Genomic DNA, 14,329 nt, shown 5'->3' on the forward strand with positions numbered 1-14,329 from the left:
ACGCCATGGCATGACCTCGGCATTCCGCCAACGGCGGGTGTTACGAACCGAGCAGTTCCAGCTCAGTGGCCATGTTGCGGCGTGCGGCGGCCTCCCAGCGGTCGTGGGCCTGCGGGGTGCGGAAGAGGCGGGACAGGCCCAGCAGGTGGCGGAGGACATTGGCGCGGCCCTCGCGGAAGGCGTCGTCGGGGACGAAGCCGTACTCCTCGCGGACCGCCGCCGCGTAGGCGCCGTAGGCGGCGGGGGAGCCCGCCAGTACGGCGAGGTCGGCGTCGCAGAGGACTTCGCCGTTGGTGTCGCCTTCGGCGGGGTCGTGGTCGCGGGTGACGAGGACGAGGCGGACGGTTTCGGCCACGCGGGGCTCCGGGACGCCGGCTTCCGGGAGGGCGCGTTCGGCCAGGCGGGCGCTGCGTTCCTCGTTGGTGGAGCGGTCGGGGAGGTAGACGGCGTCGTGGAACCAGGCGGCGAGGCGGATGGCGGCGGGGTCGGGGGCCTGGACGTGGGGGAGCAGCTCGTCCACCCGGTCCAGGACCGCGAGCAGGTGATCGGTGGTGTGGTAGCGGCGCTGGGGTTCGGCCCAGCGGGTCAGCAGGTCCTCGCCGTAGGGGAGGGGAGAGGGACCCGTGGCTTCGCGGGCGCTGGTGAGGAGGTCCGTCCAGCGCGCGAGCAGGGCGTCATGGGCCGGATGGCGGGCGGGCGCGGGTGCGGGCATGGGCCAATTGTGGGGCAGCGGTTTGCGCTCTTGCGCGGTGTGGCAAGCTGTGGAGCATGTCTAGACCAATTCTCGAGGTGATCGCCCTGAACCCGGCGGACGCGATCGCCGCACAGGCCGGAGGGGCGGACCGCCTCGAACTGGTCACCGACATGGCCGCCGACGGGCTCACCCCCTCCCGTGAGACCTTCGCCGCCGTCCGTTCGGCCGTGGATCTGCCGGTACGGGTGATGCTCCGCGCCGCCGACGGCTTCGCGGCCGGGGACCCCGCCGCGTTCGACGCGCTGTGCCAGGCCGCGGCCGCGCTGCACTCGGAGGGGGCGGACGAGTTCGTCCTGGGCTTCCTGACCGACGACGGCGGGGTCGACCTTGCCGCCGTGATCGCGCTGGCCGAGGTCGTGCGGGCGGGCGGCGGGGTGGACGAGAGCCGCTGGACCTTCCACCGGGCCATCGACCGCGCCGCGGATCGCGACGGGCTGCGCAAGCGGCTCGCCGACATCCCCGGCCTCGACACGTATCTCACCGCCGGGTCCGCGCGCGGCGTCGACGACGGTCTGCCGACCTTGGCCGAGGAGGCGGCGCGGACCGGTACGCCGGGCTATGAGCCGCGCATCATGGCCGGTGGCGGGCTGCGCCTCGACCATCTGTCCGCCCTGCGCGCCGCCGGGATCGACGCCTTCCACATCGGTGGCGCGGCCCGTCCGGCGGGATGGGCCGGGCCTGTGGACGCGGCCGCGGTCGGCCGTTGGCGTACGGCGCTGGACGCGCCCGTTCCGGTCGCCTGAGGCCGGGCCGTGCGGCGCCGGGGTCGGGGCCGCGCGGCGGCTGTGCCGACAAGCTCCCGCTGAGTGCTGGGCCCGCACACCGGGCCCGGATACCGGCCCGGAAAACCGGGGTTCGATACCGGGCGGGTTCTGCCCGGTATCGACCGTACGGTCATCCACACGGCACACAACACCTCACGGGAGCTTGCCATGCACTTCGCCTCGATCCGCATCATCACCGAGGACGTCGCCCGGATCGTCGACTTCTACGAGCGGGCCACGGGCCTGACTGCGAAGCGGTACACGGACGACTTCGCCGAGTTCATGACGTCCGGCGGAACCCTCGCCCTCGCGAGCACCCGCACGGTGCGGGGGCTCGGTGAGCAGGCGCCCCGGCCCGCGGCGAACCGGAGCGTGATCGTGGAGTTCCGCGTCGCCGATGTCGACGGCGAGTACGAGCGGCTCAAGGAGTTCGACGTCGAGATCGTGAACGAGCCCACCACGCAGCCCTGGGGCAACCGTTCGCTGCTGTTCAAGGACCCCGACGGCAATCTCGTCAACTTCTTCACCCCCGTCACCCCGGACGCCCTCAAGCGAGCCGAGCAGCAGGCCGCCGAGGCCAAGGCGTAACGGTCGGCTCAGCTCAGCCGCTCCGGCAGCGCCGCCCCGTGGACGACCGTCAGCCCCGAGACCGCACGGGTCAGGGAGACATACAGGCGGCGCAGCCCGGTGCGTTCGTCCGGTTCGCCGTCGACCACCGCGGCCGGTTCGTCCAGCACCACGTAGTCGTACTCCAGACCCTTGGCCAGGGTCGCCGGGACGAGGGTGAGCCGGGCCTCGGCGCTGGTCTCCTCGCCGGGGGAGAGATGGGTCAGGCCCGCCGCGTCGAGGGCCTCGGCCAGGGCCGGGACGCGGGCGTCGGCCGCGATGAGGCCGACGGAGCCCTCGTGGGTCAGGGCGTCGCGGCACGCGGCGATCACGGCCGCGTCCAGCTCCGCCGGGTCCACGGCCCGTACGGAGAAGTCGCCCGCCGCCTCGCGGATCGAGGTGGCCTCCGTCAGGCCGGGGGCGATGGCGGGCAGCAGCCGCGAGGCGTACGCGATGACCTCGCGCGGCACCCGGAACCCCTGGGTCAGCTCCTCGATCGCCGCCCCGTCCTTGCCCAGATGGGTCAGGGCCTCCTCCCAACTGGCCGTCGCCCATGGGGTGGTGCCCTGGGCGATGTCGCCGAGCACGGTCGCGGAGCCGGTGCTGCACCGGCGGCCGACGGCGCGGTACTGCATGGGCGACAGGTCCTGGGCCTCGTCCAGGACCACATGCCCGAGGGACGGGGTGCGCTCGATGAGGTCGGCGGCCTCGTCGATCAGCACCAGGTCCGCCGGGGACCACTTCGCGGACTTCACACCGCGCCCCGGCTTCGTCCACAGGACGGTCTTCTGCTCGTCGGCGTCGAGGACGCCCGCCGCGTGCTCGGCCAGGAAGTCGGCGTCGGAGAGCAGCCGCAGCACCAGCTTGGCCGGGTCGACCGGCGGCCAGACCGCCTTGACCGCCGCCTTGACGGCCGCGTTGCGCGCGACCGCGTCCTGGACCCGGTCGTCGGGCGCCTCGCCCGCCTGCTCCATCCGGACGAGCACGGCGTGCGCGATGCGCTGCGGAAGCGCCTCGCGGGCCGCGCCGTAGCGGATGTCGCGGGTGAGCAACTCCTCGACCATCTCCTCCAGTTCATACGCGGGCACCCGCCAGCGGCGGGAACCGCGCACCACCACACAGGGCTCGGTGGGGGCGGTGACATACGAGCGCAGGGCGCGGCGCAGCACCTCGGCCAGCCGCGCGTCGCCCTTGATCCGGGCCGCGTCGGCGGAGTCGGTGCCCCGCGCCTCCGCGCCCAGGGCCGGGCGGGTCACCAGGTCCTCGACGGTCGCCTGGGCCACCTGCAACTCGCCGAGGGCGGGCAGGACCTGCTCGATGTAGTGGAGGAAGGAGCGGTTCGGGCCGATGACCAGGGTGCCGGAGCGGGCCAGCCGCTCGCGGTGCGCGTACAGCAGATACGCCACCCGGTGCAGCCCCACGGCCGTCTTACCGGTGCCCGGTGCTCCCTGGACGCAGATGGTGCCGCCGATCCCCTGGCGGACGATCTCGTCCTGCTCCGGCTGGATCGTCGCGACGATGTCCCGCATCGGGCCGACGCGCGGGCGCTCGATCTCGGACTGGAGCAGCTTGCTGGTCTGCTCGGCCTCGGTGGGGTCGGAGAGCCGTTCGTCCTCGTACGCCGTCAACTCGCCGCCCGTGTAGCCGAAGCGGCGGCGCAGCGCGATGTCCATCGGCGCGGTCTTGGACGCCTGGTAGAAGGGCTGGGAGACGGGGGCGCGCCAGTCGATGACCATCGGGTCGCCGTCCGCGTCGTGCACATGGCGGCGGCCGATGTAGAAGCGCTCGCCGTCCGCGCCCTCCGCCGTCTCCGCGCCCGGTGCGTGCAGATAGTCGAGCCGGCCGAAGAAAAGCGGGGTGTCGGCGAGGTCGGCGAGAGCCTTGATCCGCTCGCTGACCTGGTGTTGCAGGGCTGCGGCGTTGACCCAGTTCGCGGCGACGTCCCTCAGGTCGAGGGCCTCGACGTCGGCGCGCATGGCGCGCAGCGCGGCGCGGGAGTCGGTCAGATGGCCGCGCTCCCGCGCGAGGGGGTCCGCTGCGTGGGGGTTTGGGTCCGAGGGGGGATCTGCGTGGTCAGGGGCGTGCGAGGGCACGGCGTAGCCTCCGGCGGGCGAGTACACACAAGCGAGTGCACAGAGCGAATACACAAAGCGAATACACAAAGCGGGTGCGCGGTATGGATGCGCGGTCAGAGATGCCGACCGGTTTCCGTCCGGGCGGCGGCTCTCCCGTTCGGAACGCGGGAGGCGGCAAGACCGGCGATTGTAGCCAGGGCATGTCCGGGAGGCGAATGAATTATGACGGCTCCGGGGGAGGGGGCCGGGCGGGCTCGCGGGCGGGCCTCGTGCCCGGCTTGTGGGCCTCCGGCTGGGCTGTGGGCCCGGCGTGGGCTCCGTCCTTGTCTCAGGCGAGCCGCAGGGCGCGGAAGGTCACGCGCTGGTTGAACCACAGCAGCGTCACCGTCGTCGCGCCCATCAGGACCGCGACGGTCAGATGCCCGGCGACCGAGGTGACCGGGGCACCGACGGCGGCGAGGACGAGATGGAGGCCGACGCGGAGCGCGAGCAGCCCGATGGCGATCTTCCGGGTGTGGGCGTTCTTGAGCATCGCGCGCATCAGCTTCACCCGGCGGCGCAGCACGGTCGCCCCGACGACGACGTTCACCAAGGCGATCGCGATGAGCGCCATCCAGGCGTCGTCCCACGCCTTGGTCAGGTCGTACGCGGCACCCATGACGCCCTCGAAGCCGAAGAACCACAGTGGCAGCGGCTTGATGTCGCTCAGGTCGATGTCGGTGGTCGCGGTTTTGCGTTTGCGGATGCCGATGCCCATGTCCCCGCCCCTTCGGCGTCGTGTGGTGCCATGTCCTGCTGACACTCACGATCCTTCCGGGCGGGGAATCTCCCGGGCAGAGTCGGCGATCACGGGTCACCCATGACACATGTCATGGCCATGGGAGCGTGCCCAACGGCCGTGGGTGACTCGTGGTGGGCCGAAGGTCAGACGTCCTCGTCCGCGAGCAGCTCGCTCGCGTCCACGATCCGGTACGCGTACCCCTGCTCGGCCAGGAACCGCTGCCGGTGCGCCGCGAAGTCCTGGTCGATCGTGTCGCGCGCGACCACCGAGTAGAAGACCGCCGGGTGGCCGTCGGCCTTCGGGCGCAGCACCCGGCCGAGCCGCTGGGCCTCCTCCTGGCGGGAGCCGAAGGTGCCGGAGACCTGGATGGCGACCGTGGCCTCGGGGAGGTCGATGGAGAAGTTGGCGACCTTCGAGACGACGAGCACCGACAGCTCGCCCTCCCGGAAGGCGTCGAAGAGCTTCTCCCGCTGGGCGTTGGTGGTCTCGCCCTTGATGACGGGCGCGTCCAGGTGCTCGCCCAACTCGTCGAGCTGGTCGATGTACTGGCCGATGACCAGCGTCTGCTGCCCCTTGTGCCGGGCGACCAGCGCCTCGGTGACCTGCCGCTTGGAGTCGGTGGTGGCGCAGTAGCGGTACTTCTCGTCGGTCTCGGCGGTGGCGTACGTCAGCCGCTCGGCCTCGGTCAGATTGACCCGGACCTCGACACAGTCGGCGGGCGCGATATAGCCCTGCGCCTCGATCTCCTTCCAGGGCGCGTCGAAGCGCTTGGGCCCGATGAGCGAGAAGACATCGGACTCCCGGCCGTCCTCCCGGACGAGCGTCGCCGTGAGCCCGAGCCGCCGCCGGGCCTGTAGATCGGCGGTGAACTTGAAGACGGGCGCCGGCAGCAGATGCACCTCGTCGTAGACGATCAGGCCCCAGTCGCGGGAGTCGAACAGCTCCAGATGCGGGTAGATGCCCTTCCGCTTGGTGGTGAGCACCTGGTACGTGGCGATGGTGATCGGGCGGATCTCCTTCCGCGTGCCGCTGTACTCACCGATCTCCTCCTCGGTGAGCGAGGTGCGGCGCACCAGCTCGTGCTTCCACTGCCGGGCGGAGACGGTGTTGGTGACCAGGATCAGCGTGGTCGACTTGGCGGTGGCCATCGCACCCGCCCCCACCAGCGTCTTTCCGGCACCGCAGGGCAGCACGACAACACCGGAGCCGCCGTGCCAGAAGCCCTCCACGGCCTGGGTCTGATACGGCCGCAGCGCCCAGCCGTCCTCGCGCAGCTCGATGGGGTGGGCCTCGCCGTCCACATAACCGGCCAGGTCCTCGGCGGGCCAGCCCAGCTTCAGCAGCGTCTGCTTGATCTGCCCGCGCTCGGAGGGATGGACGACGACGGTCTCCGGGTCGATCCGGGCGCCGACCAGCGGCTGGATCTTCTTCGACCGCAGGATCTCCTCGAGGATCGGGCGGTCGCTGGTCTCCAGGACCAGACCGTGGGTGGGGTGCTTGAGCAGCCGCAGCCGCCCGTAGCGGGCCATGGTCTCCGCGACGTCGACGAGCAGGGCGTGCGGGACGGGGTAGCGGGAGTACGCGACGAGGGCGTCGACCACCTGCTCGGCGTCGTGCCCGGCGGCGCGGGCGTTCCACAGCCCCAGCGGGGTCACCCGGTAGGTGTGGATGTGCTCGGGCGCCCGCTCCAGCTCGGCGAAGGGCGCGATGGCGCGGCGGCAGGCGCCTGCCTGCTCGTGGTCCACCTCGAGCAGGAGCGTCTTGTCGCTTTGGACGATGAGGGGTCCATTCACGCGCCTGGGTCCTTTCGTGCTGCCGGCCAAAGAACCAGTGTCCCCCATCGAGAAGGCGTGGCGGAGAGCCGCAGGGATACAACGGGCGGCTCCGGGCAAGCGGCGAAGACCAACGAAGACGAACACGGACCGACGGAACCGCGACGACAGCGCCGCGACGACAGAGCCATGGGCGGGAGGGAGTCCCTGTGATCAGCATCGCTGGATGGGAGATCCGGCGGACGGCGGACAAGAGGACGACGGTAAAGCGGACGGCGGAGAAGCGGGCAGCGTCGGGGGAGAAGAAGCCGAGGGAGGGTTCCCGGACCACGGTCGGCCAGAAGAAGGCGAGCGGCCAGAAGAGCGGGCCGCGGGCGGGTGGGGCTCCGGCGAAGGGAGCCCGGACGACGAAGCCGCAGACCGCGAAGCCGCAGACCGCGAAGCCGCAGTCCACGAAGTCGCAGACCGCGAAGCCTGGGTCCACGAAACCGCAGACCGCCAAGGCCCGGGCTGCGAAGCCTGAGTCCGCGAAGGGCCCGTCGCCGAAAGCCCGGACCGGGACAGCCCGGATCGCGGGGCCTGCCGAGCCTGCCAAGCCCGTGGAGCCCGGGGGCGCCTCGGAGACGGCGCTGCTCCAGCGCAAGTCGTTCGGCGCACGCGCCGCACGGTTGCTGGTGATGCTCGCGGCGTTCGTCTGCATGGTCGGCTTCGCGGCGGCGCTCGCCAAGGCCACGCTCGTGCCCCAGCCCGGCTCCGTCGACCTCGTCCACACCAATCTGCACCCGGGACGCTCGCTGCGCGCCTACGTCGACCAGCCCGCCTTCCAGGACACGGTGAAGCAGATCGGCGGCAATGTGCTGCTCGGTGCCCCCTTCGGCGTGCTGCTGCCGATGCTGCTGCCCAAGGCGCGGGGCGCGGTGCGGGTGGTGGTGGTGACGGCCCTGGTGATGGTGGCCGTCGAGACCGTTCAGGGGCTCATCGTCGAGGGCCGGGCCTTCGACATCGACGACGTCATCCTCAACACGACGGGCGCGCTGCTCGGCTACGTCGTGATCGGCCGCTGGCTCGGCCACGCCCTGCACCCCCGCCGCCGCCACTGGTGGCACCGCTGGACCCAGCGACCGCCCGCCGCGTGAGCTAACGCCATGGTGCCTGCGTCACGTCGCGTCCTCGGCCAGTTCGGCGGCGCCCGTGATGCGGTGCAGGGGGTACGTACGGACCTCGTCCGCGGTGTGGTCGTACGCCGTGACGAAGCCGCCCTCGACCCGGACCGGGGCGATCACGCGCTGGGTGGCCGCGCCGTTCGCGTTGACATAGCCGATCCAGACGTTGGAGCCGGTCAGGGCCGCGGCCTGCATGGTGGCGAGGGTGTCGGCGGAGGTGGTGCGGGGCAGCCGATCGCCGGTGGTGGCGGCCCCGGAACCAGCCCCGGCTCCGGACCGGGAACCAGCCCCGGCACCGGTCCCGGCATCCGGCCCCGCCCCGGCTTCTGACGCGGCCGCCGGTTTGTGGGGCGCCGTCGCGGCGAGGTCCCCGGCGCGGATGGCGCGTACGGCCGCGCCCAGCAGGGTGGCGTCGGCCACCGGCGGGCCCTCCGGGACCGGCACGGGCGGCGTACGGGGCGGGGTGCGCTGGGCTTCGGGGCGGCTGACCAGCACATCGCCCTCGGCGGACTCGGCGGCCGGGGCGTACCCCATCGCCCGCAGCCCCTCCAGCAGCGTGTCCGGCGGCGCCTGGGCGGCCAGCACGGTGGGGGCGAGGCGGCGCAGCCGCAGCCCCGCCGAGCGGCGGTCGGCGAGGATCTCGGCGAGCAGTGCGTCGTCGTCGCAGCGCAGATACGCGGAGGCGGTGCCGATGCGCAGTCGGCCGTGCTTACGGGCCACATCGTTGACGAGATAGGTGAGCGGCTGGGGCACCGGGGTGCGGGAGTGCGCGGCGAGGAAGGTGTGCACATCGTCGGCGGTCCGCCCGGCGTCCAGCGCACGGCGTACGGACTCGGGCGTGAAGCGGTACACGGTCGCCCCGCCCTTGGACTCGACGTCGGCGAGGATGCCCAGCGTCTCGGCGAGCGGCCGTTCCAGGGGGCCGGGCGCGACGGCGGTCAGGTCCGCCTGGAGCAGGACGTGGTCGAGGGGCTCGGGGAGCAGCGGCGCGAGCAGCCGCGCGGCGTGCGCGGACGCGATGTCGCTCCTGGCGGCAGGCGGTTCGTCCGGGTGGCGTTCCAGCAGGGCGCGGCCGTGGGAGGAGAGCGCGCCGCGGCCGGTGATCCCGAGCATTTCGGCCTCGGCCACCGCCCAGCGGGCCAGTCGCGAACGCAGGTCCTCCCTGGTGGGGGCGGTCCAGGTGGGTGCGGTGGCGCCGGCGGCCGACCCGCCGGGCGAGGAGGCACCCGGGGCGGCACCGGCCGCGGCGGGGGCCCCGCGGTGGCTGGTCGGCCGCTCCCACCGCAGCCGGGTCAGCACGACGTCGGGGGCGGGCGCGGCACCGGACGGGAGGGTGGCCAGGAGTTCGAGGACCCGGCGGCGGACCTCGGGGGCCGGGGAGCGGTCCAGTTCCGGGCCGAGAGCGGCGAGGGTGCGGCCCCGGTTGTCCCGGCCGCCGACCAGGCCCGCCGTACGGGTCGCGGGCAGCCAGGCGGCGGCGAGCCGCGCCCAGCGCTCCTCGGCGGGCAGCCGCAGCCAGTCGTCGTAGGCGGGGGTGGGGGCGTAGCGCTCGTCGGTCTCACCGTCGGAGGCCACCAGCCCGGCCGCGTAGGCCAGCTCGATCCAGAAGGCGGCCACCGGTTCGGCCACGTCGAGTGCCACGGCGGCCCGCTTGAGGTCGCGGACGCTCAGCCCGCCCGCGCGCAATACGGGAGGTCCGGCGCTCTCCCACTGCCCCAGCAGCTCCTCGACGGTGGCCAGGGCGGTGAAGGTCTGGCCCGCGGCAGTGTTATCCACAGCCTGTGGATCGTGCTCGGCGGTGGGCGAGAGCGGTGGGGCCAGCGGCTCGGGGGCGCGGTGCGCCCGGCCGTGGCGCAGATGCAGGGCGACCTCGCGGGGCAGCACCACGTTGCGCGGCCCGGACGGGAGCAGCAGTCCGCGGTCCAGCAGCCAGCCGACGGGCGGGGTGGGTGAGGCGACGGACGCCTCCCCGTACGGCGGTCCCCAGGTCAGCTTGGCCAGCACGCCCGCCGCGCCCGGCGGGGCCCCGTCCAGCAGCGCCGCCATCCGGGCGCGGTCCTGGAACAGCTCGGCCAGGGCCGCCACCGCCGTGACCGGGTCGTGGGTGGGCGGCAGCCCGGCGCCCGCGAGCAACTCCTGTAGTCGGCCCGGCGACATCCCGGACGTGGCCTCCTGGACGGTCGGGCCGAGACCGGTCGGGGAGGGGGAGGTGGGGGAGGGCGCGAGCAGTTCGCGGGCGGTGCGGACGAGGCGGAGCCGGTCGTCACCGCCCCAGACCAGGGCCTGGTCGCGCAGGGTGGCCACGGCACGCGGCAGCTCGGCCGCGATCACCGCACGTTCCTCGGCGCCCAGGGCGGCGTCGGTGCCGGGCGGGGGGCCGGCGGGGGTGAGGGGTGAGGCGGCCTCGATGACGGGTTCGACGGACGACGATGCGTCCCCCGCACCCCGGGCGTCCCCCTGACCCTCGGCCTCCTCCGTGCCCTCATCGCCCGTCAGCAGATCCCGCAGGGTTTCGTACGGGCACGGGTCGGGCGCGACCGCCAGCGCCTCGGCGGTTTGCAGCGCGAACCGGTCGAGCCGCTCGACGGCCCGTACCACCGAGGCGCGGGTGCCGGCCCGGGTGGCGAGCTGGGTGAGGTCGTTCGGGACCGGGGAGAGCAGATCGGGGCGGGCGCGCAGCAGGGCGGCGAGGGCGTCGTCGGGCCGGGTCCGCAGCTCCTCGGCGAGTGTGCGCGGCATCCCGCGACCACGGTTGCCGTGGCCGCCGTCCCATGGGCCGGTGTCCCGTGGGCCGCCGTCCCCGTGGCCGGTGTCCCCACGGCCGGTGTCTGCGGGCAACTCATGCCTCCCGGTTGCGCGAGCTGGTCTCTTCGGGCATTTCAGCCTTCCCGATTCCATGAACTGCTCATTCGATCCACAGTACCCGCGGGGTGCGGGACGCAGGGGGTGCGGCGGGACTCCGCTTCCGCGCGGTACCGTCGGAGCCGACTGATACGCCGACCGTGCGCATTCTCAGGGGTCTTGGTGGGGATCGAGAGCGAAAAGCTCGTCTACGACTATCTGAGCCGTGTCGGTGACCTGGCTCAGCAGCAGGGTCTGTCGTCCGGTGAACGCATGCGGCTGGTCTCCGGGCTGCGGGCCGATATCGACCATCGCCGGACCACCGGAGGGGCGGACAGCCCGGCCGGGGTGAAGCGGATCCTGTCCAAGCTGGGTTCACCGGCCGACGTGGTGGCCGCCGCGGGCGGTCGGCCCCCCGACCCGGGCTCGGGAACGGGCGCCGAGCCGGGCCCGGCTGGTGGCGGCACGGGCAATGGAGCGGTCGGCGGCTCGGGCGGCGGTGGGGCGCAGCGGGGAGCCGCCGGAGCGGCGCGGGCGGCCCGCGACAGACTGGCCGGGCTCGCCAAGAGCAGCGGTCTCACCGGTAAGGTCCCCACCCCGCGCGAGGAGGACGCCCCGGGGGTGCCCGGCACGGGCCGGAACGGCGGCGGCCCCGGCGGCGGCCCGGGCGACGGCCCCGGCGGCGGCCCGGGCGACGGCTCCCCCTCCCTGATCAAGCCGAGGCCCTCCACCCCCGCCCCGCCCCCGTCCAACGCCGCCTCCCCGCCACATCTCGCGGGGGAGGACGAACTGAGCGCGCGCGAGTCCAACATGGACTGGTGGCATGTGGAGGCTGGCCCGTTCGCCCAGCCCGAGCAGCGCGACGGGCAGTACGGCTCGGTCGAGGGGTTCACCGGCGGGATCGAGATCCCCGAACTGCTCGGCAAGGGCAAGACGGCGGAGCAGGAGCGCCAGGAGCGGCGCGAGGCCGAGGAGAAGGCGGCGGCGGAGGAGGCGGCCGCCGCCGAGGCCGAGGCAGCCGAGGAGGCGAAGGCCAAGGCCGCGGCCGGGGGCAAGCGGCGCGGTGGGCTGCGCCGGGTGCTGCTCGGGCCCGGTAAGGCGGCCGATCAGCCCGCGGGCGGGGGCGGGGTCGGCGTCGCCAAATGGCTGGCCGGGCTCGGCCCGATACTGCTGGTGGCGGTCGGACTCCTCGTGGCGGGCGCCGTCATGGGCAACATCATCCCGATCGCCTTCGGCTGGGTGATCGCGTACTACGGCACCTACCGCCACTCCCCGGCCGGGGCGAAGTGGGCCTCGATGGGGATACCCGGTCTGGTCGGGGCCGGGGCCGGGGTCTGGCTGTGGGGCCGGGCCGCCCGCAAATGGGGCCAACCGATCCCCGAGGACGGCTGGAAGGACGCGCTGACCGACACCTGGCCGTTCGTCGTCCGGGGCGCGGCCATCGCCTCGGTGCTCTTCCTGCTGTGGCGCGCGCGGCGCAAGGGCTGAGGTCTGGAAGGGCTCGGCGCCCGGCCCGCCGTCGCTCAGTCCCGCTCGGCCTGCCAAGGCGTGCCCGGGACGACGAGGGGGCTGCCGGTGACCGGGTCGGGGACCACCACCGAGTCCAGGCCGAACACCTCGTGCACCAGCTCCGCCGTGACGATCTCCGCCGGGCCGCCGCGTGCCACGATCCGGCCCTCCTTCATCGCGATCAGATGATCGGCGTAGCGGGCGGCCTGGTTGAGGTCGTGCAGGACGGCGACGACCGTACGGCCGCGTTCATGGTTGAGCTGGCGCACCAGGTCCAGCACCTCCACCTGATGGGAGATGTCCAGATACGTCGTCGGCTCGTCCAGCAGCAGCAGATCGGTCTCCTGCGCGAGCGCCATCGCGATCCATACGCGCTGCCGCTGTCCGCCGGACAGCTCGTCCACCGGGCGGTCGGCCAGCGCCGTCACGTCCGTACGCTCCATGGCGTCCGTGACGGCTCGTTCGTCCTCCTCCGACCACTGCTGCCACCAGTGCTGATGCGGTTGGCGGCCACGGGAGACGAGATCCGCGACGGTGATCGCCTCGGGCGCGACCGGGGTCTGCGGGAGCAGCCCCACGGCCCGGGCGATCTTCTTGGTGGGGATCCGGGCGAGATCCGTGCCGTCGAGGAGTACGGCGCCGCCGCGCGGGCGCAGCAGCCGCCCGAGGGCGCGCAGCAGGGTGGACTTGCCGCAGGCGTTGGGGCCGACGATGACCGTGACCTCGCCGTCGGGTATCGCCAGGTCCAGCCCGTCCACGACGGTCCGGTCCTCGTAGGCGAGGGTCAGCTCACGCGCGGTGAGCCGGTTCGGGGCAGCGGGTTCCACCGGATCCGTTCCCGTCGTTCCCGTCGTATCCGTGGTTCCCGTCGTACCCGTTGTGGACGCCGAAGCGGTCATGCGGCGGTGCCTCCCTTACGGCCGCGTCCTCCGGAAGACAGCAGCAGGTGGATCAGATACGGGGCGCCGACGGCGGCGGTCAGCACGCCCACCGGCAGTTCGGTCGGCGCGAACAGCTTGCGGGCCAGCAGATCGGCGGTGACGACGATGAACGCTCCGGCCAGGGCCGAGCACAGCAGCGGGATCTGGGCGGTGCGGGTCATCCGGCGGGCGATCTGCGGGGCGAGCAGCGCCACGAAGTCCACCGGGCCGGCCGCGCCCGTCGCCATCGACGCGAGTACGACGCCGAGGGAGACCAGGCCCAGCCGCACCCGCCCGAGCCGTACGCCCAGCGCGGTCGCGGTGTCGTCGTCCAGGGACACCGTGCGCTGCGCCCGCGCCGCCCACAGCACCCCGGGCAGCAGCACCAGCAGCGCCCAGCCGAGCGGACCGGCCTCGTCCCAGCCGCGTCCGTTGAGCGAACCGGTCATCCACACCTTCGCCTGCTGGGCCACGAGATAGTCGCCCTTGGTCAGGAAGAGATGGGTGATCGAGCGCAGCGCGACGGCGAAACCGATGCCGATGAGCACGAAGCGGGCCGCCTGAAGCCCGCCGCGCCAGGCGAAGACGTACACCAGCGCGGCGGCGGCGAGACCGCCCGCGACGGAGAGATAGGGCAGGACGGCGAAGGAGGTCACCCCGTAGGTCATCGCGCCCACGGTCACCGCGCTCGCGCCCTGGCTGACACCGATGATGTCCGGGCTCGCGAGGGGGTTACGGGCCACCGTCTGGATCAGCGCGCCCGCGATGCCGAAGGCGGCGCCGACCATCAGCCCGAGCGTCATCCGGGGGAGCCGCAGCGTGCCGACGACGAGATCGTTCGGGGTGGCCTGTCCGAGGCCCCACTGGGTGTGCAGAACGGCCTTCACGGCGTCGGCGGGGGCGATGAAGCTCTCGCCGACGCATAGATACGCCACACAGACGGCGGCGGTGGCCAGGGCCAGCCCGATCGCGACGAGGGCCGAGCGGCGGTGCAGCAGGAACGATCCGCCACGGAGGTCACGCCCGTCATGGCCGCTTCGTCCGCGGCCCTTGACGCGGATCAGGCCATATCCGGCGGGGCGGATGCCCGTCCGCGCGGCCAGGCGGTCGGCGCGGCTGTCGGTGCGGCTTTCGGCGCCGCCGT

The 14,329-nt window shown here is 73.3% G+C and carries 11 protein-coding genes; 4 read left to right on the plus strand and 7 right to left on the minus strand.

What is annotated here, in order from left to right; translation table 11 throughout:
* Positions 1-40: 40 nt before the first annotated feature.
* Entirely contained in the window at positions 41-712 is a 672-nt protein-coding gene (locus ACK1X7_RS28540; protein WP_390793107.1) for an HD domain-containing protein, read from the minus strand.
* 56 nt (positions 713-768) lie between these two features.
* On the opposite strand from ACK1X7_RS28540, the gene ACK1X7_RS28545 reads away from it, so the two are divergent.
* Positions 769-1,497 carry a copper homeostasis protein CutC gene (locus ACK1X7_RS28545; protein ID WP_390793106.1) on the plus strand — a complete coding sequence of 243 codons (729 nt, stop codon included), beginning with the start codon at positions 769-771 and terminating at the stop codon, positions 1,495-1,497.
* A gap of 189 nt (positions 1,498-1,686) precedes the next feature.
* The gene (locus ACK1X7_RS28550) at positions 1,687-2,106 is read left to right on the plus strand and encodes a VOC family protein (RefSeq protein ID WP_385148983.1); all 420 of its coding nucleotides are present in this window, start codon (positions 1,687-1,689) and stop codon (positions 2,104-2,106) included.
* An 8-nt stretch (positions 2,107-2,114) separates the two neighbouring features.
* On the opposite strand, the gene ACK1X7_RS28555 is transcribed toward ACK1X7_RS28550, so the two are convergent.
* The 3 genes from ACK1X7_RS28555 to ACK1X7_RS28565 all read right to left on the minus strand — a co-directional run bounded on the left by ACK1X7_RS28555 (position 2,115) and on the right by ACK1X7_RS28565 (position 6,773).
* Positions 2,115-4,217, minus strand: coding sequence for a HelD family protein (locus tag ACK1X7_RS28555; protein WP_390793105.1), 2,103 nt, complete (start codon positions 4,215-4,217; stop codon positions 2,115-2,117).
* Positions 4,218-4,527: 310 nt separating this feature from the next.
* A complete protein-coding gene (locus ACK1X7_RS28560) occupies positions 4,528-4,956 on the minus strand; it encodes a hypothetical protein (protein WP_385148977.1) in 429 nt (142 codons plus the stop codon).
* Positions 4,957-5,123: 167 nt separating this feature from the next.
* Positions 5,124-6,773, minus strand: coding sequence for a DNA repair helicase XPB (locus ACK1X7_RS28565; RefSeq protein WP_385148974.1), 1,650 nt, complete (start codon positions 6,771-6,773; stop codon positions 5,124-5,126).
* A 578-nt stretch (positions 6,774-7,351) separates the two neighbouring features.
* Between ACK1X7_RS28565 and ACK1X7_RS28570 the strand changes: the two genes are divergently transcribed.
* Entirely contained in the window at positions 7,352-7,888 is a 537-nt protein-coding gene (locus tag ACK1X7_RS28570; RefSeq protein WP_385148971.1) for a VanZ family protein, read from the plus strand.
* Positions 7,889-7,909: 21 nt separating this feature from the next.
* Here ACK1X7_RS28570 and ACK1X7_RS28575 read toward each other — a convergent pair whose 3' ends face one another.
* The gene (locus ACK1X7_RS28575) at positions 7,910-10,654 is read right to left on the minus strand and encodes a helicase C-terminal domain-containing protein (protein WP_390793165.1); all 2,745 of its coding nucleotides are present in this window, start codon (positions 10,652-10,654) and stop codon (positions 7,910-7,912) included.
* Between the two features lie 285 nt (positions 10,655-10,939).
* Here ACK1X7_RS28575 and ACK1X7_RS28580 point away from each other — a divergent pair, with 285 nt between their 5' ends.
* Positions 10,940-12,244, plus strand: a complete 1,305-nt coding sequence (locus ACK1X7_RS28580) for a hypothetical protein (RefSeq protein WP_413115809.1) — start codon at positions 10,940-10,942, stop codon at positions 12,242-12,244.
* Positions 12,245-12,279: 35 nt separating this feature from the next.
* Here the strand turns inward: ACK1X7_RS28580 and ACK1X7_RS28585 are convergent, their stop codons facing one another.
* Positions 12,280-13,164 (minus strand): ABC transporter ATP-binding protein, encoded by an 885-nt coding sequence (locus tag ACK1X7_RS28585; protein WP_385148965.1) that lies wholly within the window; start codon positions 13,162-13,164, stop codon positions 12,280-12,282.
* The gene (locus ACK1X7_RS28590; RefSeq protein ID WP_385148995.1) at positions 13,161-14,288 is read right to left on the minus strand and encodes a FecCD family ABC transporter permease; all 1,128 of its coding nucleotides are present in this window, start codon (positions 14,286-14,288) and stop codon (positions 13,161-13,163) included. The genes ACK1X7_RS28585 and ACK1X7_RS28590 overlap by 4 nt, the downstream gene beginning before the upstream one ends.
* Positions 14,289-14,329: the final 41 nt, after the last annotated feature.

This window comes from Streptomyces sp. CY-1 (assembly GCF_047218265.1).
Classification (GTDB): Bacteria; Actinomycetota; Actinomycetes; order Streptomycetales; family Streptomycetaceae; genus Streptomyces; species Streptomyces niphimycinicus.

Coding starts and splice junctions, on each gene's coding strand:
- ACK1X7_RS28560 (WP_385148977.1), bottom strand. CDS start 4,956: ATGGGCATCGGCATCCGCAAACGCAAAACCGCGACCACCGACATCGAC.
- ACK1X7_RS28575 (WP_390793165.1), bottom strand. CDS start 10,654: ATGCCGCGCACACTCGCCGAGGAGCTGCGGACCCGGCCCGACGACGCC.
- ACK1X7_RS28540 (WP_390793107.1), bottom strand. CDS start 712: ATGCCCGCACCCGCGCCCGCCCGCCATCCGGCCCATGACGCCCTGCTC.
- ACK1X7_RS28585 (WP_385148965.1), bottom strand. CDS start 13,164: ATGACCGCTTCGGCGTCCACAACGGGTACGACGGGAACCACGGATACG.
- ACK1X7_RS28550 (WP_385148983.1), top strand. CDS start 1,687: ATGCACTTCGCCTCGATCCGCATCATCACCGAGGACGTCGCCCGGATC.
- ACK1X7_RS28545 (WP_390793106.1), top strand. CDS start 769: ATGTCTAGACCAATTCTCGAGGTGATCGCCCTGAACCCGGCGGACGCG.